General features: G+C 67.5%; 18 protein-coding genes and 2 pseudogenes. 16 read left to right on the forward strand and 4 right to left on the reverse strand.

What is annotated here, in order from left to right; all coding sequences use genetic code 11:
- Positions 1-268, forward strand: a pseudogene (locus tag AC1DU4_RS17470) (flavoprotein); the annotation flags it as partial.
- 27 nt (positions 269-295) lie between these two features.
- Here AC1DU4_RS17470 and AC1DU4_RS17475 read toward each other — a convergent pair.
- Positions 296-526: pseudogene (locus AC1DU4_RS17475) on the reverse strand (hypothetical protein); the annotation flags it as partial.
- A 271-nt stretch (positions 527-797) separates the two neighbouring features.
- Here AC1DU4_RS17475 and AC1DU4_RS17480 point away from each other — a divergent pair.
- The 14 genes from AC1DU4_RS17480 (at position 798) to AC1DU4_RS17545 (ending at position 14,904) form a co-directional block, all read left to right on the forward strand.
- Positions 798-1,790, forward strand: a complete 993-nt coding sequence (locus AC1DU4_RS17480; protein WP_477841896.1) for a zinc-binding dehydrogenase — start codon at positions 798-800, stop codon at positions 1,788-1,790.
- The gene (locus AC1DU4_RS17485) at positions 1,787-2,266 is read left to right on the forward strand and encodes a hypothetical protein (protein WP_477841898.1); all 480 of its coding nucleotides are present in this window, start codon (positions 1,787-1,789) and stop codon (positions 2,264-2,266) included. Before AC1DU4_RS17480 ends, AC1DU4_RS17485 begins: the two co-directional genes overlap by 4 nt.
- A 76-nt stretch (positions 2,267-2,342) precedes the next feature.
- Complete coding sequence (locus AC1DU4_RS17490; protein ID WP_477841900.1) at positions 2,343-3,980, forward strand: 3-(methylthio)propionyl-CoA ligase; 1,638 nt, start codon at positions 2,343-2,345, stop codon at positions 3,978-3,980.
- A gap of 74 nt (positions 3,981-4,054) precedes the next feature.
- Positions 4,055-4,837, forward strand: a complete 783-nt coding sequence (locus tag AC1DU4_RS17495; protein ID WP_477841902.1) for a GntR family transcriptional regulator — start codon at positions 4,055-4,057, stop codon at positions 4,835-4,837.
- Positions 4,838-5,327: 490 nt separating this feature from the next.
- Positions 5,328-6,308 (forward strand): NAD(P)H-quinone oxidoreductase, encoded by a 981-nt coding sequence (locus AC1DU4_RS17500; RefSeq protein ID WP_477841904.1) that lies wholly within the window; start codon positions 5,328-5,330, stop codon positions 6,306-6,308.
- 305 nt (positions 6,309-6,613) lie between these two features.
- The gene (locus AC1DU4_RS17505) at positions 6,614-7,408 is read left to right on the forward strand and encodes a TauD/TfdA dioxygenase family protein (protein WP_477841906.1); all 795 of its coding nucleotides are present in this window, start codon (positions 6,614-6,616) and stop codon (positions 7,406-7,408) included.
- Positions 7,409-7,572: 164 nt separating this feature from the next.
- Positions 7,573-8,418, forward strand: a complete 846-nt coding sequence (locus AC1DU4_RS17510) for an ABC transporter permease (RefSeq protein ID WP_477841908.1) — start codon at positions 7,573-7,575, stop codon at positions 8,416-8,418.
- A gap of 40 nt (positions 8,419-8,458) precedes the next feature.
- Positions 8,459-9,271 carry an ABC transporter ATP-binding protein gene (locus tag AC1DU4_RS17515; protein ID WP_477841910.1) on the forward strand — a complete coding sequence of 271 codons (813 nt, stop codon included), beginning with the start codon at positions 8,459-8,461 and terminating at the stop codon, positions 9,269-9,271.
- 53 nt (positions 9,272-9,324) lie between these two features.
- Positions 9,325-10,317, forward strand: a complete 993-nt coding sequence (locus AC1DU4_RS17520) for an ABC transporter substrate-binding protein (protein WP_477841912.1) — start codon at positions 9,325-9,327, stop codon at positions 10,315-10,317.
- 321 nt (positions 10,318-10,638) lie between these two features.
- Positions 10,639-12,276, forward strand: a complete 1,638-nt coding sequence (locus tag AC1DU4_RS17525; RefSeq protein WP_477841914.1) for a flavin-containing monooxygenase — start codon at positions 10,639-10,641, stop codon at positions 12,274-12,276.
- A gap of 4 nt (positions 12,277-12,280) precedes the next feature.
- Positions 12,281-13,081, forward strand: coding sequence for a mycofactocin-coupled SDR family oxidoreductase (locus tag AC1DU4_RS17530; protein WP_477841916.1), 801 nt, complete (start codon positions 12,281-12,283; stop codon positions 13,079-13,081).
- Between the two features lie 2 nt (positions 13,082-13,083).
- Complete coding sequence (locus AC1DU4_RS17535) at positions 13,084-13,917, forward strand: mycofactocin-coupled SDR family oxidoreductase (RefSeq protein WP_477841918.1); 834 nt, start codon at positions 13,084-13,086, stop codon at positions 13,915-13,917.
- Between the two features lie 5 nt (positions 13,918-13,922).
- On the forward strand, positions 13,923-14,270 hold the full coding sequence (locus AC1DU4_RS17540) for a hypothetical protein (protein ID WP_072847239.1): 348 nt from the start codon (positions 13,923-13,925) through the stop codon (positions 14,268-14,270).
- Entirely contained in the window at positions 14,263-14,904 is a 642-nt protein-coding gene (locus tag AC1DU4_RS17545; RefSeq protein WP_477841921.1) for a Dabb family protein, read from the forward strand. The genes AC1DU4_RS17540 and AC1DU4_RS17545 overlap by 8 nt, the downstream gene beginning before the upstream one ends.
- A gap of 20 nt (positions 14,905-14,924) precedes the next feature.
- On the opposite strand, the gene AC1DU4_RS17550 is transcribed toward AC1DU4_RS17545, so the two are convergent.
- Entirely contained in the window at positions 14,925-15,212 is a 288-nt protein-coding gene (locus AC1DU4_RS17550) for a hypothetical protein (protein ID WP_477841923.1), read from the reverse strand.
- A 37-nt stretch (positions 15,213-15,249) separates the two neighbouring features.
- A complete protein-coding gene (locus AC1DU4_RS17555; RefSeq protein WP_477841925.1) occupies positions 15,250-16,005 on the reverse strand; it encodes an FAD-binding oxidoreductase in 756 nt (251 codons plus the stop codon).
- A gap of 159 nt (positions 16,006-16,164) precedes the next feature.
- On the opposite strand from AC1DU4_RS17555, the gene AC1DU4_RS17560 reads away from it, so the two are divergent.
- Complete coding sequence (locus AC1DU4_RS17560) at positions 16,165-17,742, forward strand: AMP-binding protein (protein WP_477841927.1); 1,578 nt, start codon at positions 16,165-16,167, stop codon at positions 17,740-17,742.
- Positions 17,743-17,826: 84 nt separating this feature from the next.
- Here AC1DU4_RS17560 and AC1DU4_RS17565 read toward each other — a convergent pair whose 3' ends face one another.
- Positions 17,827-20,064: an NADP-dependent isocitrate dehydrogenase gene (locus tag AC1DU4_RS17565; RefSeq protein WP_477841928.1), complete on the reverse strand. Its 2,238-nt coding sequence runs from the start codon at positions 20,062-20,064 to the stop codon at positions 17,827-17,829.
- Positions 20,065-20,248 lie beyond the last annotated feature (184 nt).

The following is a 20,248-nucleotide window of genomic DNA, read 5'->3' on the forward strand; positions in this document are numbered from 1 at the left end:
CTCGCAGACCAATCCGTGGCTCACCGTGGTGCCGGTGTCCGAGGAGGTCGCGAACCCGTGGTGGCACCTGGACCCGATCCCCGAGCCGCCGTCGGGCATGCACCAGCGGCTGATCGGCAAGCTCGGCGAGGTCGTCGCCGACTTCGGCACATGGGCCGACCGGGACGTGCAGATCGTCGGTTCCAACGCGATGATCCAGACCACCAAGTTCCGGCTTCTCGCCGGGGGCACCCCGGCGGAGAACATCCGGCACGACCCGCTGAACTGACCCGCACGTCTCCGGCCGGCCGTCCCCTCAGTCGCCCGGCAGGATGTTCACCGCGCGGGCCGCGACGAGACCGACCACTACCAGCGACACCAGCGCCTGGCTGGTCATCAACGCCTTGGCCCAGCGCGAGAGCGGCATGGTGTCGGTCGGCGAGAACGCCGTCGCGTCGGTGAACGAGACGTACAGGTAGTCGACGGACGTCGGCTGGAAGTCGGGATCGAGCCGAGCGTCGGCCATCTGTGGGAAGCGGAAGTCCGGCGTCTGGGTGGTTGCGCGCGCCCGCTGGGCGTCCGACTCACCCGTCCTCTCGGTGCCCGCCTCGCGGTCGGTCACCCCGCCATGATCCCCGTTCCTGTCGGTTCCGCGCATGACGTCGGGCGGGTCGGCGTCGTGTCCCCGGCCGAAGGTTGACGGCTGCAACGTGGCGACAATCACCAAGTGGGGCCCCGGGTGGGCTACGCCACTAGCGCAATGCGCCTCATTCAATTATTGTCGACACTAATTAACCGACGAGGACATGGAGTCGTAGATGCGTGCAGCACGGATTCTCCCCCACGAAGACGGCGGCAAGGTTGCGGTCGTCGAGGTACCCACCCCGACGCCCGGGCCCGGCGAGGTCCTCGTCCAGGTCAAGGCATCCGCGCTCAACCGCGGCGAGATTCTGCAGGCCGGCCGGGTTCTCACGGGGGAGCCGCAGCCCATCGGCGTCGAGTTCGCGGGCGTGGTCGCCGCCGTCGGCTCGGAGGTCACGCAGTGGCAGCCCGGCGACAGGGTGATGGGCCACGGCAACGGCGGACAGGCCGAGTACTTTCTCGCCGCACCGCTCGCGTTGATGCGAGTCCCCGAAACGGTGTCCTGGGTTCAGGCCGGGGCCTTCCCCAACGTCTTCACCACCGCGCACGACGCGCTGATCACCAACGGCCGGCTGGCCGAGGGCGAGACGGTGCTGGTGAACGCCGGATCCAGTGGGATCGCACTGGCCACGATCGAGATCGCCAAGGCGATGGGCGCCGGCGCGGTCATCGCCACCACCCGCTCCGAGGACAAGGCCCAGCAGCTTCGTGACTTCGGGGTGGACCACGTGATCAACGTGAGCGTCGAGAACCAGGTCGAGGCCGTCAACGCCATCACCGGCGATCACGGCGTCGACATCATCATCGACTCCGTCGGCGGCACCGTGTTCGAGGACAATCTCAACTCGCTGGCCGTTCAGGGCCGGCTGGTGAACATCGGCAGGCTCGGCTCCAGTACGTCCACCATCGACCTGAACGTGCTGTGGCTCAAGCGGCTGAAGCTGATCGGCGTCACCTTCAAGACCCGTACCGAGGACGAGCGCGTCGCCTGCATCCAGGATTGCGCCCGCGACCTCCTCGGGCCGCTCGCCGCCGGAAAGCTGCGGACCCCGATCGACCGCACCTACGCCCTCGACCAGATTGCCGACGCGCACGCGTACATGGCGACCGACCAGCACTTCGGGAAGATCGTGCTGGTCGTCGACGACGGCGAGGACGGGCAAGCGTGAGGATCGCGTCGCACCTGGAGAAGTTCGACCGCCTCACCGACCTGCGGGACCGGCTGGACCCGCTCGAGGACTTCGAGCTCTGGTACTGGACGACGCTGACGGCCAGCACCAACGCCTACAACGCGAGCCTGCACCTGGCGGGACTGACCAACGACGACTCGGTCTTCTCGACGGTCCCGGGCGTGCACCTCGCTCGGCAGGCGGACGGTGGCTACGCGCGGGAGCTCCGCGGCCCCGGCGACGTGAGCCACGTCGGCTGGCCCAGCATCCCGGGTCCGATCCCGGAGGACATCCGCTGCATGGAGTACTCGATCGAGGCGATCGAGGAGTACAGCGACCCCTGCCTGCGGGGCGACAGCGAGCTGACCCTGCAGATCATCGCCGAGTGCGAGCGCGCGTTCGCCGAGATCGCGAAGACCCTCGCGAACCGGGCCGCACCGGCCATCCCGAACGACCGCGCCGCCGTCGGATCCTGACGGCGCCGACGACGGCGGACACACACTGCGCACATCCCCACACGAACACACACTCGACACTCCCTCGGAGGTTTCCGTGCAAGGCCAGATGATGCAGCAACCACTCCTCGTGTCCTCGCTGATCGCACACGCGGCGCGGCACCACAAGGATCAAGAGATCGTCTCGCGCCGCGTCGAGGGCGACATCCACCGCTACACCTTCGGCGAGATGGCGGTCCGGGCCAAGAAGCTCGCGCAGGCCCTCGGGCGGCTGGGCGTCGAGCCCGGAGACCGGGTCGGAACCCTGGCCTGGAACGGGTACCGCCATCTCGAGCTCTACTACGCGGCATCCGGCTCCGGCTCGATCCTGCACACGCTGAACCCGCGTCTGCACCCGGACCAGCTCGAGTGGATCATCAACGATGCCGCAGACAAGGTGCTGTTCTTCGACCTGACCTTCCTGCCGCTGGTGCGGGACCTGGCGCCGAAGCTGACGAGCGTCACGCACTTCGTCCTGATGTCGGACCGCGACCACCTGCCGGCGGACCTCGCCTCGATGCTCGCCTACGAGGACCTGGTCGAGGCGGAGTCCGGCGACTACGAGTGGCCCGTCTTCGACGAGAACACCGCGTCGTCCCTGTGCTACACCAGCGGCACCACGGGAAACCCCAAGGGCGTGCTCTACAGCCACCGCTCGACGGTGCTCCACTCGTACGGGGTGGCGATGCCCGACTCGATCGGCATCTCCGCCCGCGACAGCGTGCTGCCGGTGGTGCCGATGTTCCACGTGAACGCATGGGGCATCCCCTACACGGCATGCATGGTCGGAGCGAAGGTCGTCTTCCCCGGCGCGGAGATGGACGGCGAGTCCCTCTACGAGCTGCAGGAGGCGGAGGGTGTGACGTTGTCCGCGAGCGTTCCCACCGTGTGGCAAGGGCAGTTGCAGTACCTGGAGGCGAGCGGTCGGCGTCTGAGCACCCTGCAGCGGGCGGTGATCGGCGGCGCCGCGTGCCCGCCGGCCATGCTCCGTACGCTCGAGGAGGACTACGGGATCACCGTGATCCACGGCTGGGGCATGACGGAGACCAGTCCGTTCGGCACTGCCTCCGTGCTCAAGGCGCGCAACCTCCAGGGCACCAGGGAGGAGCGGTATGCGGTGCAGGGCAAGCAGGGTCGGTGCGTGTTCGGCATCGACCTGAAGATCATCGACGACGAGGGCCGGGAGCTCCCGTGGGACGGCGCCACCGCCGGGCACCTGATGGCCCGCGGACTCTGGGTGATGTCGCGGTACTACAACCGGCCCGACACCGACCCGCTCGTCGACGGGTGGTTCGCCACGGGCGACATCGCCACGATCGATGCCGACGGGTTCATGCAGATCACCGACCGCAGCAAGGACATCATCAAGTCCGGCGGCGAGTGGATCAGCTCGATAGAACTGGAGAACATCGCGATGAGCCACCCGGGCGTCGCGATGGCCGCGTGCATCGGTGTGCCCCATCAGAAATGGGACGAGCGGCCGCTCCTCGTCGCGGTCCGCAAGCCCGGGGCCGATATCGGTGAGACCGATCTCCTCGACTTCTTCGCGGGCAAGATCGCCAAATGGTGGACCCCCGATGCGGTGGTGTTCGTGGACGCACTTCCCATGGGCACCACCGGCAAGATCGTCAAGGCCCCGCTACGACAGCAGTTCCAGCACCACCTCGCCGCGGACCGGAGCCCCGAGCCCGTCTAGCGGCGTACGGCGGCGTGCACGGATCCCTCAGCCTGCAACGCACTCGGGTGAGTGTCTCAATTGAAGGGATGCAAGTGGGCAGGAACAGAACCGAGGATGTGCCGGACCTGTCCGCGCTGTCGTTCCCGCAGAACGAGATAATGGCCGCGGTCGAACAGGCAGTGCTACGCAACGGGGGCGCGCGGGTGACGGCGTCGCTGGCCGAGCAGATAGCCGCGAAGTTGGCCTGGTTGATCACCATGGGCCGGGTGGGGACCGGGCAACGCCTCGTGGAGCAGGACGTCAGCGCGACGCTGGGGGTCAGCCGCGCGCCGGTTCGCGAGGCGTTGAGAATCCTCGAGCGGGACCGGCTGGTGGAATTCCGCTCCCGGAAGGGCGCGATGGTGAACGCGCTCAGCAAGCGTGACCTCGAAGATGTATTCGCTGTGCGCAGACTGCTTTACGGAACGTTCCTGCGCGAAGAAATGACGACGCAGTGGGGTGATGTCAAGAACGTTCTCGACGATCACATCCCCAGGATCCTGAGAGACGCGAACGATTCTGTCGAGCAATACGTTGCCGATACCTTCCTGATGAACTGCGCTCTGTTCGAGATCTCGCAGAACCGCATACTCGCCGAGCTCCTGCAGTCGGTGTCGTTGCAGACGATGCGATACGTCCGGGTGGGGCTCGCCTCGCATCCGAGCGAGATGCCGAAGTACGTGGAGAGTTGGACGACGCTGCAGGCGGCGGTCGACGCCAAAGATGTGGATCGTGCGGTCGAGACAGCGGAGCGGAGAATCGACAGGATTCGCGAGGCGGCACTCGACGCGCTCGATTCCGGAGGGGGCTTGGAAGGCGAGGCAGAAGCGGGCTGACCGCGCCGTCGCCCGGGGTCGTCGCCATGTGAAAACTACTGTCCTATAGCAGATCTCGGCGCACCTGGCGACCTCCGTGGCCCTGGCGACGAGCGCGTCGATCCGGTCCACGGTGGTCGGGCCGTGCGACGCGGCATTCCCCGCCGTTTCCGCGGGATGTCTTGCGCGCCAACAGATCGGCATCGCGTAGATCGAGCTGGTCAGGGGGCCACTTTTGGGCTGACTCTCCCGTTTGTGGTTGTGCGGGTGGTAGATTCGCGATTGCCGACACGTCGTTGATACGAGTCGCCGCAATCGCAGGCCGGCATGCCGTGGAATCGCACGGAGTCGAAAGTGTCGGCCCTCTTTGCGCCTGGCGGCGAGCGACGTAGTGAACCAGACAGACCTCCGTCGGCTGTCCACCCCTCCAGGCCGACCCACACGACGCGGAAGCCGCATCGACTGAGTCGGTCTCAACGGGGCAATCCAACTGTGAGAGAACAGGTGCGGGATGAGAGCAGTATCGATCGTCGATGACGGGGCCGACGGCCGTTTGGCCGTGATCACCACCGAAGACCCCCAGCCCTCCGCCGGCGAGATCGTGATCGACGTCGCGGGCGCGGGGGTCAACCGTGCGGACGTCACGCAGCGGCGGGGCGGCCGCAACGTCCCGCCCGGGGCGTCGCCGCTCCCGGGCCTGGAGTGCGCGGGCACCGTGAGCGCCGTGGGCGCGTCGGTCGCCCAGTGGAAGGTCGGCGACAGGGTCTGCGCGATCATGACCGGTGGCGGGTATGCGGAGAAGGTGGTGGTACCGGCCGGTCAGGTGATGGCCGTGCCACCGTCGGTCTCACTGGTCGACGCGGCCGCGCTTCCTGAGGCGATGGCCACGGCGTGGTCCAACCTGGTCGGATTGGGCAGGCTCAGGGCGGGCGACCGACTGCTGGTGCACGGCGGTGCGAGCGGGGTCGGCACGATGGCCATCCAGCTGGCGAAAATGCTCGGCGTGGAGGTGTTCGCCACGGTGGGCGACGACCGTAAAGCGGCCATATGCCGCGACCTGGGTGCGCGGGCGGTGTTCAACTATCGCAGTGAGGATTTCGTCGAACGGGTCCAGGACGAGACCTCGGGGGCCGGCGTCGACGTGGTGCTCGACGTGGTCGGAGCCGACTACCTGCAACGCAATGTCGAGGCGCTGACGTTCGGCGGCAGGTTGGTGATGATCGGCCTGCAATCCGGATCTCTCGGCGCCCTCGACCTGCGCGAGGTGGTGCGTAAACAAGTCTGTGTCACGGGGTCGTTGTTGCGTCCCAGGTCCGTGGCCGAGAAGACCCAGATCGTGGGCGAGATTGCCACCCATGTCATGCCCTGGGTCCGTGACGGCTCGGTCGTGCCGGTGGTGGACTCGCGATTCACTTTCGGTTCCGCAGGGGATGCTCACGCGCTGATGGAATCGTCCGCGCACATTGGCAAGATCCTGCTCGTGCCGGCGTAGCGGTAGGCGTCTTCATCGGGACCGCGCCGCGGTGAGTGGACGCGGGGGGAGGGCGACTCGGGCCGCCTCTCCCGCAGTGGAGAGGCGGCCGCCGCCGCGCGACGGGTCCATGCATTTGCGCAGGTAGGAGCATGTAGAAGCGATGAAAATGCGCCGGACTCACAGCCTCAATTTTAGGTGTCGACATTAATTAGAGTCTCTGTTACGTTGTGACGGGCACCACAGGAACCGTGTGATGTGGCGCATCCCAAATCGTTTGCCTTGGCAGGCCCGCAGGACCAAAAACCGCAGAATGAGGAGTAGCCGTGAGCCTTCGCGTGACCCCCCTTACCGGATCGATTGGTGCAGCTGTCGACGGTGTGCAGCTAGATGACCAGCTTGGCGAGAGCGCCCTCACGGAGTTGCGTGAGGCCTTCAAGGCGCACTGCGTCCTGGTGTTCCGGGGCCAGTTCCTGAAGCCGGCCGAACAGGTGCAGTTCGGCCGACTCTGGGGAGAGCCGGAAGTAACGGCAATGTTGACGCCCATGGAGGGGCATCCCGAGCTCATTCAGCTGACCAACGTCAAGAAGTCGACGACCGCCACCGAGGCCTGGCACTTCGACGGGCCCTTCAACAAGGTTCCTCCGAAGATCTCGATCCTCTCCGCTGTCACCATCCCGGCCGGTGGCGACACCATGTGGTCGAACCAGTACGTGGCCTACGAGAGGTTGTCCCCCGGACTGCGAAAGACGTTGGACACCCTCAATGTTCGCTTCAAGGGCCGGCGCCTGGGGCGGATGTTCAATGTCGCGGAGGAAGAATGGCCCACCGCAGTTCATCCCATGGTCCGCACGCATCCGGAAACCGGTCGCAAGGCTCTCTACGTCGGCCACCGCGACAACGTCTGCATCGACGGCTGGACGCAGGAGGAGAGCGAGGCCCTGATGGGCTTCGTCTACGAGCAGTCCGGCACCCCCGACAACGTCTACCGGCACATGTGGCAGGAGGGGGACGTGGTCATGTGGGACAACCGCTGCACCATGCACTACGCAATTCATGACTACGGCGACCAGGACCGGGTTCTGAACCGAATCACCCTGCATGGAGAGGTGCCTGAGTAATTCGGACACCTGGTCACGAGTCCAACCCTGTAGTCGCTGGAACGGTGGGTTCCGTTCGGCGGGGGTTGATTTGGATCAGCGCTGCCCACGGCGTCGGACTGCGGGCAAAGAATTGGGAACGTCAGTGTTTGGAATCAATTCCAGGCAGACCGAGTGGAGTAGCAATGACGAAAATCGACCAACTCTCTGCCGCGCCTGCGGCGCACACCAAGAAGCGGGAAAGTCCCAGCCGATGGTGGTCGAACCGGGAAACGTGGACAGTTCGTGGCTGGCAACTCGTTGTCCTGGTGGCTTGGCTGGGGCTCTGGCAGATAACCGCGGCGAACCAGTTGATGGATCCCGTGCTGGCCAGGACCCCAGCCCAGTCCTGGGACTACTTCGTCGGCGCACTCAAATCTGGTGAGCTGATGGACAATACGGGCTACACGATGATGGCCGTGATCATCGCCTGGGTGCTGGCCGGGGCGGTGGGCGTCGTCGCCGGGTTGGCGCTGGGCCTGTTGCCCCGAGTGGAGCGGGTGCTTACGCCGTTCCTCGACGCCGCCAACGCGATGCCCCGCATCGCTCTGGCGCCACTGTTCATCGTCGCCTTCGGCATCAACACCACCGCCAAGGTGGCGCTCGCCGCGACCTTGGTGTTCTTCATCGTCATGTCCAGCGCCCGGGCCGGCGTGCGGTCCACCGACGCGGAATGGCTGCGGCTGTCCGCCGTACTCGGCGCGAGCAAGCCGCAGGTCTTCTTCAAGGTGCTCTTCCCGGTCGCGACGCCGGCCATCTTCGCGGGACTGCGGTTGGGCCTCATCTACTCCCTGCTGGGTGTGGTGGGCTCCGAGCTGATCTCGGCGCGGAACGGCCTCGGACAGTTGGTCGCCACCTACTCGGCGACCTACCGCATGGAGGCGGTGTACGCCATCTTGATCTTCCTGGCGGCCATCGCCGTCGTGCTCAACCAGGCAATGGGTGTCGCGGAGCGCAGGCTGCTGCGTTGGCAGCCCCCCGCCGACAAGTAGTCGAATCCCAATGCCCCACTTCGAGTCTGGAGAAAGTTCGATGAGCGTTACTACCGGTATTGAGGGGCGAACCGCCTTGGCGACGCCGCACGCCCCGGCCAAGAATGCGATCGTGTTCGAGGACGTCCGTGTGACGTTCCCACACCCGCAGGGGGGCACGAAGACCGTGCTCTCCGAGGTGAACCTGAACATCCCGGCGGGCGAGTTCGTCGCGATCGTGGGTCGAAGCGGCTGCGGTAAGACGACGCTTCTCAACATGGCCGCCGGCCTGGTCGAGCCGTCGGCGGGCAAGGTCTCCGTGATGGGAAAGCCGCCGAGAGACGGGCGCTCGCACCTCGGTTTCATGCTGGCGCGAGACGCACTGTTTCCGTGGCGCAACGCCATGCGCAATGTGGAGTACGGGCTGGAGCTGCGCGGGATCGGCCGCACCGAGCGCAAGGCCACGGCCCGGCGGTGGCTCAAGGCAGTGCACCTGGGGGACAGCGAGGGCCTGTTTCCCTGGCAGCTTTCGCAGGGCATGCGTCAGCGTGTCGCCCTCGCCCGCACCTGGGCGCTCGACCCCGACGTGTTGCTGATGGACGAGCCGTTTGCGGCACTGGATGTCAACACCCGGACGTCCGTGCAGCAGGAGTTCCTCGAGCTGTGGCAGCGCGAGGCGCACCGCACCGTCCTCTTCGTGACACACGACCTGGGCGAGGCCGTGGCGCTTGCCGACCGGATTGTGCTGATGGGCGACGGGCAGGTTCTCGACGACGTCCGAGTGGGCATCCCCAGGCCCCGCGACCTGTCCACGATCACCACCGATCCCCGCTACATCGAGGTCTACGAACGGATGCGCAAGCGCCTCCACTGAGTCGACTGCCAGCAATGTCGACTGCCAGCAACAGAACCTATCGAGGAGTACCTGTGAAGTATCGAAGTCGTTCCCTCGCGGTGGCCGTTGGCGCGGTGTCCCTTGCCGCGTCCCTGGTGGCCTGCGGAAGTGCCCAATCGGCCGGCGTCAACGAGGATGGACAGAAGCAGCTCATCGTCGGCAGTATGCCCAGCAACTCGCTCGCCTTCCCCTACACCGTCGCGAGAGAACAGGGATTCTTCGCGGACGAGGGCATTGTGACGGAGACCGTCGACGCCAAGACCGGCCCGGAACTGACGGCCACCTTGATCGGCGGTTCGACGCAGATCGCGGTGGGCACGCCGGAGAACGTGATGTCGGCGATGGATCAGGGGCAGGACCTGGTCGCCATCGCGCCGTTCGGGAAGATCGACATGCAGCTGGTGGTGCCGGCACAGTCCGGGATCACGGACTTCAAGCAGCTGGGGGGCAAGCAGCTCGGCGTCGTCCAGYGCGGCTCGTTCGCGGAGAAGTTCGCGCGAGCCGTGCTCGCGGAGAACGGGGTGGATCCCGAGAGTGTCACGTACGTGGCTGTCGGTAGCGGCGCGACAATGGAGCCCGCGTTGCGCGCCGGAAAGATCGACGCCGTTGTCGCAACGGGATCGTCCGTCGTGCTGGTGAGGTCGCACGGGCTGGACGTGAAGACGATGGTGAACACGATGGACGGCACCAACACCAAGTTGGGCGATTATGCGCTGCAGACGTTCTGGGGTGTCACCGGAGCATTCAAGAAGGCGAATCCCGAGGCGGTCCTCGGATTCTGCAAGGCCATGAACAAGGCGGCCGCGTGGATCCGCGACGATGCCAACCGGGCGACGGGTGTCGCCTCGTTGGGCAAGCTTCTGGATGTGACACCGGAAGCGGCAGAACAGATCTGGGATTCGACGAACCAGTCCTGGTCGCCCAGCGTCACCGCCGAGCAGTGGGGGAAGAACGTGGAGTGGATCCTCGGCGAGGGCTCGACCAGCCTGCCGTACGCGGATCGGGTGGATGCCAGCTGCCAGTGACCTGAGCTGAGGTCGGACTGCGGTTCGGTCAGCAGCCGGCGACCTGGCCCTGGCCCGGTCCCACGTGACAACGCGCGGGCGGCCTGGAAGCCCCGCCACTTGCGCTGACCGCGCCGAGCACCCGAAGACCCGGTGTCGCCGCCGTTCCCCTGGAGCGGCGGCGGCGCCGGGTCTTCTGGCTGGCGGGCAGGTCGTGCAGTCGGGCCCACTGAGCGGGACTTGTGTCTGTTTCGCCCGGTCAGCGGGAGGAGTTCTAGGCCGCGTACGGGGTACGGCCATAGCGTCGATCACGAGTGATGTCATCAGCGAAAGGCAGCCATCGTGAACGCCGTTTCTTCAGCGCCCGCCGGGGCCGCGACCTCTGAGGTCGACGTCGTCGTCGTCGGCGCGGGGTTCGCCGGACTGTACGCACTGCACCGACTGCGCGGGGCCGGGCTCACCGTCCGGGTCTTCGAGGCCGGCGACGGGGTCGGCGGCGTCTGGTACTGGAACCGCTATCCGGGAGCCCGCTGCGACGTCGAGAGCGTGGACTACTCGTACTCGTTCTCCGAGGAACTGCAGCAGGAGTGGGACTGGACCGAGAAGTACGCCACCCAGCCGGAGATCCTGGCGTACGTCAACCACGTCGCCGACCGGTTCGACCTGCGCCGCGACATCACCTTCGGCACCCGGGTCACCGAGATGGTCCTGGACGAGGCCGCGACGCGGTGGACCGTGCGCACCGACTCGGGGGAGACGGTGTCCGCGCAGTACGTCATCACCGCGGTCGGACCGCTGTCGAACGCGAACATCCCCGCCATCGACGGGCTCGACGAGTTCGCCGGCCCGACGTACCACACCTCGAGCTGGCCGCACGAGGGCGTCGACTTCACCGGTAAGCGGGTGGGCGTCATCGGCACGGGATCCTCTGGCATTCAGACGATTCCGTGCGTCGCCGAGCAGGCGAGCGTGCTGCACGTGTTCCAGCGCAGTGCCAATTTCAGCGTGCCGGCCGGGAACGTCCCCCTCGACGACCAGACCCGTCGCGCGCAGAAGGCCGACTACGCCGAGAGGCGCCGGCTCTCGTTCCTCAGCGGCGGCGGTTCGCCGCACCAGGCGCACCCCTCCTCGGCCCTGGACGTCTCCGAGCAGGAGCGGCGGGACGCCTACGAGCGGCGCTGGGAGCTGGGCGGCGTGCTGTTCAGCAAGACCTTCCCGGACCAGCTGACCAACCTCGCCTCGAACGACGCCGCGCGGGAGTTCTGGGAGGAGAAGGTCCGCGGGGTGATCGAGGACCCGGAGCTCGCCGAGTTGCTGATCCCCAAGGACCACGCGATCGGCACCAAGCGGATCTGCACCGACTCGAACTACTACCAGACCTTCAACCGCGACAACGTGAACCTGGTGAACCTGCGGGCCACCCCGATCGTCTCGGTCGACGCGACCGGCGTGAACACCACCGCCGAGCACTACGACCTCGACGCACTGGTCCTGGCAACGGGATTCGACGCGATGACCGGCTCGCTCGACAAGGTGAACATCGTCGGCCGCGGCGGGCAGACCCTCAAGCAGGCGTGGGCGGCCGGGCCGCAGACCTATCTCGGGCTCGGCTCGGTGGGGTTCCCGAACTTCTTCAACCTGACCGGCCCGGGCAGCGTGTCGGTGCTGGCGAACATGGTGCTGCACTCCGAACTGCACGTGGACTGGGTCGCGGACTGCATCGAGTACGTGGCACGGCAGGGGGCGCTCGGCATCGAGGCCACCGGGCAGGCCGTCACCGACTGGGTCCGCGAGTGCAGCGACCGCGCCGACGCCACCCTGATGCCCACCGCGAACTCCTGGTACGTGGGCGCGAACGTCCCGGGCCGGCCGCGGGTGTTCATGCCGTTCGTCGGCGGCTTCGGGGTGTACGGCCAGATCATCGCCGAGGTGGCCGAGGCCGGGTACAAGGGCTTCGAACTGGTCGAGTCGGGCCGGTAGCGGGATGCCTCGGATGACGGGCAAGGTCGCGCTGGTGACCGGCGCCGGCAACGGAATGGGGCGCAGCCACTGCGTCCGGCTGGCCGAGGAAGGCGCCGACGTGATCGCGCTCGACCTGCCCTCGGCGGAGGAAGGGCTGGGCGAAACCGCCAGGCTGGTAGGCGAACACGGACGACGCGCGGTGACGGCACATGCCGACGTCCGTGACCTCGCCGCCGTGCAGTCCGGGGTGGACCTCGGGGTGGCGGAACTGGGCCGGCTCGACGTCGTCGTCGCGAACGCCGGCATCTGCGACAACCCGGGACCGGCCTGGACCATCGACGAACCGGTGTGGCGTCGTTCGCTCGACGTCAACCTGACCGGGGTCTGGCACACCGTCAAGGCCGCTGCTCCGTCGATCGGCGCCGACGGTGGCTCGGTCGTCATCGTCAGTTCCACCGCCGGGATGAAGGCGGTGGCCGGCGCCGCACACTACTCGGCGAGCAAGCACGCCGTGATCGGGCTCATGCGGACCCTGGCAAACGAGTTGGGGCCGAGGTCGATTCGGGTCAACGCGCTGCTGCCCGGGGCCGTCGGCACCGCGATGACGGTGAACCCGGCGACCTTCTCCCGGCTGCGGCCGGACCTGGAGAGCCCCACCGTGGAGGACGTGATGGAGGTGCTCTCCCGCAACCACCTGCTGCCGGTGCCGTGGGTGGAGTCGGTGGACGTCAGCAACGCCCTGCTGTTCCTGGTGTCCGACGAGGCCCGGTACGTCACCGGGACCCAGCTGGTGGTCGACGCCGGCCTTACCCAGAAGGTGTGACGATGACTGGTCGAGTGGAAGGCAAGGTCGCGCTGGTCACCGGCGCGGCCCGGGGCATCGGGCGGGCGCAGGCACTGCGGTTTGCGCAGGAGGGCGCGGACGTGATCGCCGTCGACCTGTGCGGTCCGGTGGAGACCGTGGTGATCCCGCCGTCGAACGCGGCGGATCTCGCGGAGACGGTGGCGCTGGTGCGGGAGACCGGGCGACGCATCGAGGCCTTCGAGGTGGACGTCCGCGACCGGGCGCAGCTGGCGGCGGCCGTGGACGCGGGCGTCGCGGCGCTCGGCGGCCTCGACATCGTGTGCGCCACTGCGGGGATCACCTCCTCGGCGGCCGCGCTCGAACTGGACGAGCAGACCTGGAACACCATGCTGGACGTCAACCTCACCGGGGTGTGGCACACCTGCGCGGTGTCGGCGCCGCACCTGATCGAGCGCGGCGGCGGGGCGATGGTGCTGACCAGTTCGATCGCCGGCCTGCGCGGGCTGGTCGGCGTCGCGCACTACACGGCGGCCAAGCACGGCGTGGTCGGGCTGATGCGGTCGATGGCAAAGGAGTTGGCGCCGCACAACGTTCGGGTCAACACGGTGCACCCGACCAACGTGGACACCACGATGATCCAGAACGACCTGGTGCGGTCCAAGTTCCGCCCCGACCTCGACCGGCCGCCGACGCGCGAGGAGTTCGCGGCGTCCGCGGTGTCGATGAACATGCTCGAGGTGCCCTGGATCGAACCGGTGGACGTCGCCAACGCCGCGCTGTTCCTGGCGTCCGACGAGGCGCGCTACGTCACCGCGGTCGCGTTGCCTGTCGACGCCGGCAGCACAGCCCGCTGACCGACATGGCCGGCGCGAAGGTGTACGTCGTCGACCGGGTGGTCACCAGGCCCGGGCGGGCACGCGAGTTCGTCGACGCGTACCTGGCCGAGTACGCGCCCGGCGCCCGGGAGCGGGGCATGACGCTCGAACAGGTGCTCGTGAGCCCGCCGGTCTGGTTCGACGACGAGTCCAACACGGTCACCGTCACCTGGGCGCTCGACGGCGCCGACGCCTGGTGGCGGATGACGTTGCGGGGGCGCCCGGACCCGGCCCTGGGGCGGTGGTGGACTCGGATGGACGAACTGGTCGTGGAGCGGTCCCGCTCGATGGCCTCCGCCGCGGCGGACGTCGACGGGCTCTCCGATGTTTAAGGCCACCAAGCTGGTCCACTTCTCCGGCGCTGCCGACGCAGACGCGCGACTGCGGTGCGCGGACGGGCTGCGTGAGGCCGCGGCCGCGGCGGGCGCCCGGCGGGTGCTGGTCGCCCCGACGCTCGATGGCGTCCGCAACGGCGGCGACCTGCTCGCCCACCTCCAGTTCGACGACGAGGACCGGTGGCGCGCGGCCGAGTGGGAAGTCGCTGCCGTGCTGGGCAACTCGGCCGTCGCGCACGTCGACGGCGTCGAGTACCGCGGCGAGGCCGCGGGGACGACCGAGCAGCGGACCTCCGGCGGGGTGTACCGGACGCTGCTGCTGCGGGTGGACCCGGACGCGTCGGACGCCGCAGTCGAACGGTTCGAGGCCGACCTGCTGCGGATGCCCCGGTACGTGCCGACGATCCGGTCGTGGCAGCTGTCTCGGGTGCTGCGCGCCGAGGGAGCCTCGGCGTGGACTCACGTGTGGGAGCAGGAATTCGCGGACCTCGACGCCCTGACCGGGCCGTACCTCCTGCACCCGGTCCACTGGGCCCACGTCGACCGCTGGTTCGACCCGGAGTGCCCGGAGATCATCGTCCGAGACCGGGTGTGCCACAGCTTCTGCACGTTCGGCGAGCCGGTCCTCTAGACCGCCTCGGGCTGGTTTCCCTACACGATCACGCCGGACGGCTTTGCGGTCGCGGCCGAGAAGCTGAGGGCCGCGGCGCGTGCCGCGGGACGACCCCGGGACGCGGTGGAGATCACCGCGTGGCCCGGATCCTGTGACCCCGCAAGCGAACTCGACGTCGAATGGGTGCGCCGGTGCGTCGACGCCGGGGCGACCCGGCTGGTGTTCTCGCCGCGGGTCGCGGAGCCCGCGGAGCCCGCGGCGTCGCGGCGCTGGGCGACCAGGTCGAGCGTTGTCGCGAGCTGATGCTCGACCGGCTCTGACCGCACCGGTTCGCCAGATCCCGCAGCGGGTAGGCGTCGTTTCTCAGCCGACCTGAATCGACCCGGCCGGGGTGCCGGTGTCGACCAGGGCGCGCACGGTGGCGCGGACCATGGCGGGCGAGCCGCAGATCAGCACCTGGTGCGAGGTGTAGCCGCCGTAGGAGCTGGCCACCTCGGCGAGCGTGCCCTGGATGAGGTCGTCCTCGTCGAAACCGATGTCAACCCGGGTGCGTTCGTGCCACTCGTCGGGCCACTCCGGGTCCTCGACCTGCTCGACGACGGGGATGACGGTCAGCCAGTCGAGTTGCTGGGCCAGGATCCACAGCATGTCGGAGGCGTAGAGGTCACGGGGGTGCCGGGCGCCGACGAACAGGAAGACCAGCGGCGGGTTGGGCTTGCGGGTGAGCTCGAGCAGCATCGCGCGCAGCGGGGCGAGCCCCGTCCCGCCCGCGACCATGATGACCTCTTCGGTGCTGTCGTCGATGTTGAGCCGGCCGGTGGGCGCGCTGATCTGCCACTGGTCGCCGGGCGCGGTGTCGGCGACGATCGACCCGCTGACCCAGCCCGCGGGCACCGTCCGGACGTGGAACTCGAGCTTGCCGTCGAGCGACGGCGGCAGCGCGGGGGAGAGCCGACGGCTGACGGCGGGCATCTGGGGGACGACGACGGAGACGGACTGGCCCGCGGTGAACGGGACGAACTCACCCTCGAGCCGGATCACGGCCAGGTCCTGCCGCAGTCGATGGTGCTGGACCACCGTCGCAAGCCAACCCTGGTCCTGATCCACGTCCGCGCTCATGGGTTTACAGCGTAGTCGTGCGCCGCGCCGCGCTGCGCAATCAAAAGAAACACTAGAACATGTGTCAGTTCTGGAACTAGGGTGTGAAAAAACACCATGCACCCGTGGGCCGCCGCCCACCACCTGGCGGCCGTATCCACAGTCAGAGCGGAGAAGTACATGACCACCGACGAGCACGCCGACCTGCACCGCCCGCAGTTCCTGGCGGACCTGCTGATCACCGCGCTCGAGCGGAACACCGACCGGCCCGCGCTCTACCTCGGCGACGTCGTGCTCACCGGCGGCCAGATGCGGGACCAGATCAGCAGCTTCTGCCAGGCCCTCGCCGGACAGGGCATCGGCAAGGGTTCCACCGTCGCGATGCTCTCGAAGAACCGTCCCGAGGTGCTCATCAGCGTCGGCTCGCAGATGATCCTCGGCTGCCGCAACACCGCCCTCGCGCCGATGGGCTCGATCGACGACCACGCCTACATTCTCGGGGACGCCGAGATCGAGACGCTGATCTTCGATCCGACCTCGTTCGAGGGCCGGGCCGCCGAACTCAAGGCCGCCGTCCCGACGCTGAAGAACTTCTTCTCCCTCGGCCCGTCCGAGGTCGGCATCGACATCCTCGCCCTGGCGGCGACTTTCGAGCCGACCCGCCTGGTCGCCGCGGACGTCGACGGCGGCGACCCGTCGAGCATGGTCTACACCGGCGGCACCACCGGCAAGCCCAAGGGCGTCGTCAACACCTTCGCCTCCGGAGTGACGCTGCCGCAGATCCAGATGGCGGAGTGGCAGTTCCCCGACGAGATGCGCTTCCTCGCCTGCACCCCGCTCTCGCATGCCGGCATGGCGTTCTTCGTGCCGACCCTGCTGCGCGGCGGATCCCTGGTGGTGCTCCCGGCATTCGAGCCGGGAGCGGTGCTCGAGGCGATCGAGAAGTACAAGATCACCTCCACCATGCTGGTGCCGACGATGATCTACATGCTGCTCGACCATCCCGACCTCGCCACCCGCGACGTGTCGAGCCTCGAGACGCTGTTCTACGGCGCCGCCGCGATGTCGCCGACGCGACTGGCGGAGGGCATCGACAAGCTCGGCCCGATCTTCTTCCAGTACTTCGGCCAGTCCGAGTGCGGCATGACGATTTCGGTGCTGCGCAAGGAGGAGCACGACCCGAAGGACCTGGAGCGGCTCGCGTCGTGCGGGCGTCCGGTGCCGTGGCTCAACGTCAAGCTCCTCGACGACGACCTGAACGAGGTTCCCCGCGGCGAGCTCGGCGAGATCTGCGTGCGCGGCCCGCTGGTGATGAAGGAGTACTGGAACAAGCCGGAGGAGACGGCGGAGGCGCTGCGCGGCGGCTGGCTGCACACGGGCGACATCGCCCGGGCGGACAAGGACGGCTTCCTGTTCATCGTCGACCGCAAGAAGGACATGATCGTCACCGGCGGGTTCAACGTCTTCCCTCGGGAGATCGAGGACGTCATCTCCGCGCACCCGGCGGTCGCGTCGGTCGCGGTGGTCGGGGTGCCCGACGAGAAGTGGGGCGAGGCGGTCAAGGCGTGCGTGGTGCTGCGCGCCGGGCAGACCGTGGAGGCCGCGGACCTGTACGCGATGGTCAAGGACGCCAAGGGTGCCGTGCACGCGCCGAAGACCGTGGACTTCGTCGACACCCTGCCGCTGACCCCGATCGGCAAGCTGGACAAGAAGGCGCTGCGGGCGCACTACTGGGCGGGTGCCGCGCGCTCGGTGTAGAAGCTCCGCGCCCGACCCGTACCGACGAGCAAGGCCCACAACCGCCTGGAAGGGGTGTGGGCCTTTCTCGTCGGCACGTACGGCTCAGCCGCGTGTGGCCGCCAAGGTGTCGTTGAAGGTCGTGCTCGGGCGCATGACCGCGGCGGTCAGGTCGGCGTCGGGCGCGTAGTAGCCGCCGATGTCGACCGGGCTGCCCTGCACGTCGTTGAGCTCACCGACGATCGCGTCCCGGTTCTTCGTGAGCGCTGCCGCGAGCGGAACGAAGTGCGCACGCAGCTCCTCGTCCTCGGTCTGCGCGGCGAGCTCCTCGGCCCAGTACATGGCCAGGTAGAACTGGCTGCCGCGGTTGTCCAGCTCACCGGTGGTACGGGACGGGCCCTTGTCGTTCTCGAGCAACTTGCCGGTCGCGGCGTCGAGGGTCTTGGCCAGGACGGTCGCCTTCTTGTTGCCGGTCTTGATGCCGAGGTCCTCGAGGCTGACGGCAAGTGCGAGGTACTCGCCGAGCGAGTCCCAGCKCAGGTGGTTCTCTTCCAGCAGCTGCTTGACGTGCTTGGGGGCGGAACCGCCCGCACCGGTCTCGTACAGTCCGCCGCCGGCCATCAGCGGCACGACGGAGAGCATCTTCGCGCTCGTGCCCAGTTCCAGGATCGGGAACAGGTCGGTGAGGTAGTCGCGCAGGATGTTGCCGGTGGCCGAGATGGTGTCGAGTCCACGGATGAGCCGCTCCATCGTGTACCTGATCGCGCGCACCTGCGACATGATCTGGATGTCGAGGCCCTCGGTGTCGTGATCGGCCAGGTACCGCTTCACCTTCGTGATCAGCTCGTTTTCGTGCGGCCGGTACGGATCGAGCCAGAACACGACAGGCATGCCGGAGTTGCGGGCGCGGGTGACGGCGAGCTTCACCCAGTCCCGGATGGGCTCGTCCTTGACGATGCACAGGCGCCAGATGTCGCCCTCCTCGACGTTCTGGGTGAGCAGAACCTCTCCGGTGGCGAGATCGGTGATGTTCGCGACGCCGGCTTCGGGGACCTCGAACGTCTTGTCGTGCGAGCCGTACTCCTCCGCCTTCTGTGCCATCAGGCCGACGTTCGGCACGGTGCCCATGGTGGTGGGGTCGAACGCGCCGTTGGTCTTGCAGAAGTTGATCATCTCCTGGTAGATCCGGAAGAACGTCGACTCGGGGCTCACCGCCTTGGTGTCCTTCTGCCGACCGTCGGCGCCGTACATCTTGCCGCCGGCGCGGATCATCGCGGGCATGGACGCGTCGACGATGACGTCGCTGGGGGAGTGGAAGTTCGAGATGCCGCGCGCCGAGTCCACCATCGCCAGCTCGGGCCGGTTCTCGTGGCACCTGTGCAGATCGTCGATGATCTCCTCGCGCTTGGATGCGGGGAGCGACTCGATCTTCGCGTAGAGGTCGGAGAGTCCGTTGTTGACGTTCACGCCCAGCTCGTCGAACAGCTCGCCGTGCTTGGCGAACGCATCCTTGTAGAAGACCTTCACGGCGTGCCCGAAGACGATCGGGTGCGACACCCGCATCATCGTGGCCTTGACGTGCAGGGAGAACATCATGCCCGTCTTGCGGGCGTCCTCCATCTGCTCCTCGTAGAACTCGATGAGCGCCTTCTTGCTCATGAACATGCTGTCGATGACGTCGCCGTCGGAGAGGGACACCTTCGGCTTGAGGACGATGGTCTCGCCGCTGGTGGTCAGCAGCTCCATCTTGACCTCGCGATCGCCGTCGACAGTCATCGACTTCTCGCCGTTGTAGAAGTCGCCGTGCCGCATGTGGGCGACGTGCGTGCGCGATGCCATCGACCACTCGCCCATGCTGTGCGGATGAGTGCGGGCGTACTCCTTGACCGCCCTGGGTGCGCGGCGGTCCGAGTTTCCCTCGCGAAGGACGGGGTTCACCGCGCTGCCCAGGCACGTGGTGTACCGGTCCTTGATCGCGGTTTCCTCGTCCGACTTCGGGTTCTCGGGGTAGTCCGGGATGCCGTAGCCCTGCGCCTGGAGCTCCTTGATGGCCGCGAGCAGCTGCGGGACCGAGGCGCTGATGTTCGGCAGCTTGATGATGTTCGTGTCGGGCAGCTGCGTGAGCCGGCCCAGTTCGGCCAGGGTGTCCGGTACTCGTTGCGCTTCGGTCAGGTAGTCACCGAACTCGGCGAGGATGCGGGAGGCGACGGAGATGTCGCGGGTCTCGACGTTGATGCCGGCTGCCTCGGCGAATGTCTCGATCACTGGCAGGAAGGCATGCGTGGCGAGCATCGGTGCCTCATCGGTCAGCGTGTAGATGATGGTTGGTTGGTCCACGCTCATGTTCTGTTCATTGCTCCGATCATGGCCAGACGCGTTCTGTGTTCGCATCTCATCTGAGCCACGGGGTGGTAGTAGTGGCACCTATCTCGTACCACGTCGTGCGCGTTGTTCGCGACGTTCTACTCAGGCTAGGGGGTGCGAGACCGGCCACAGTTGGCTGCCCGGGGATACGAAGGGAGCGGAC

Source organism: Rhodococcus sp. P4_F5 (assembly GCF_056401315.1).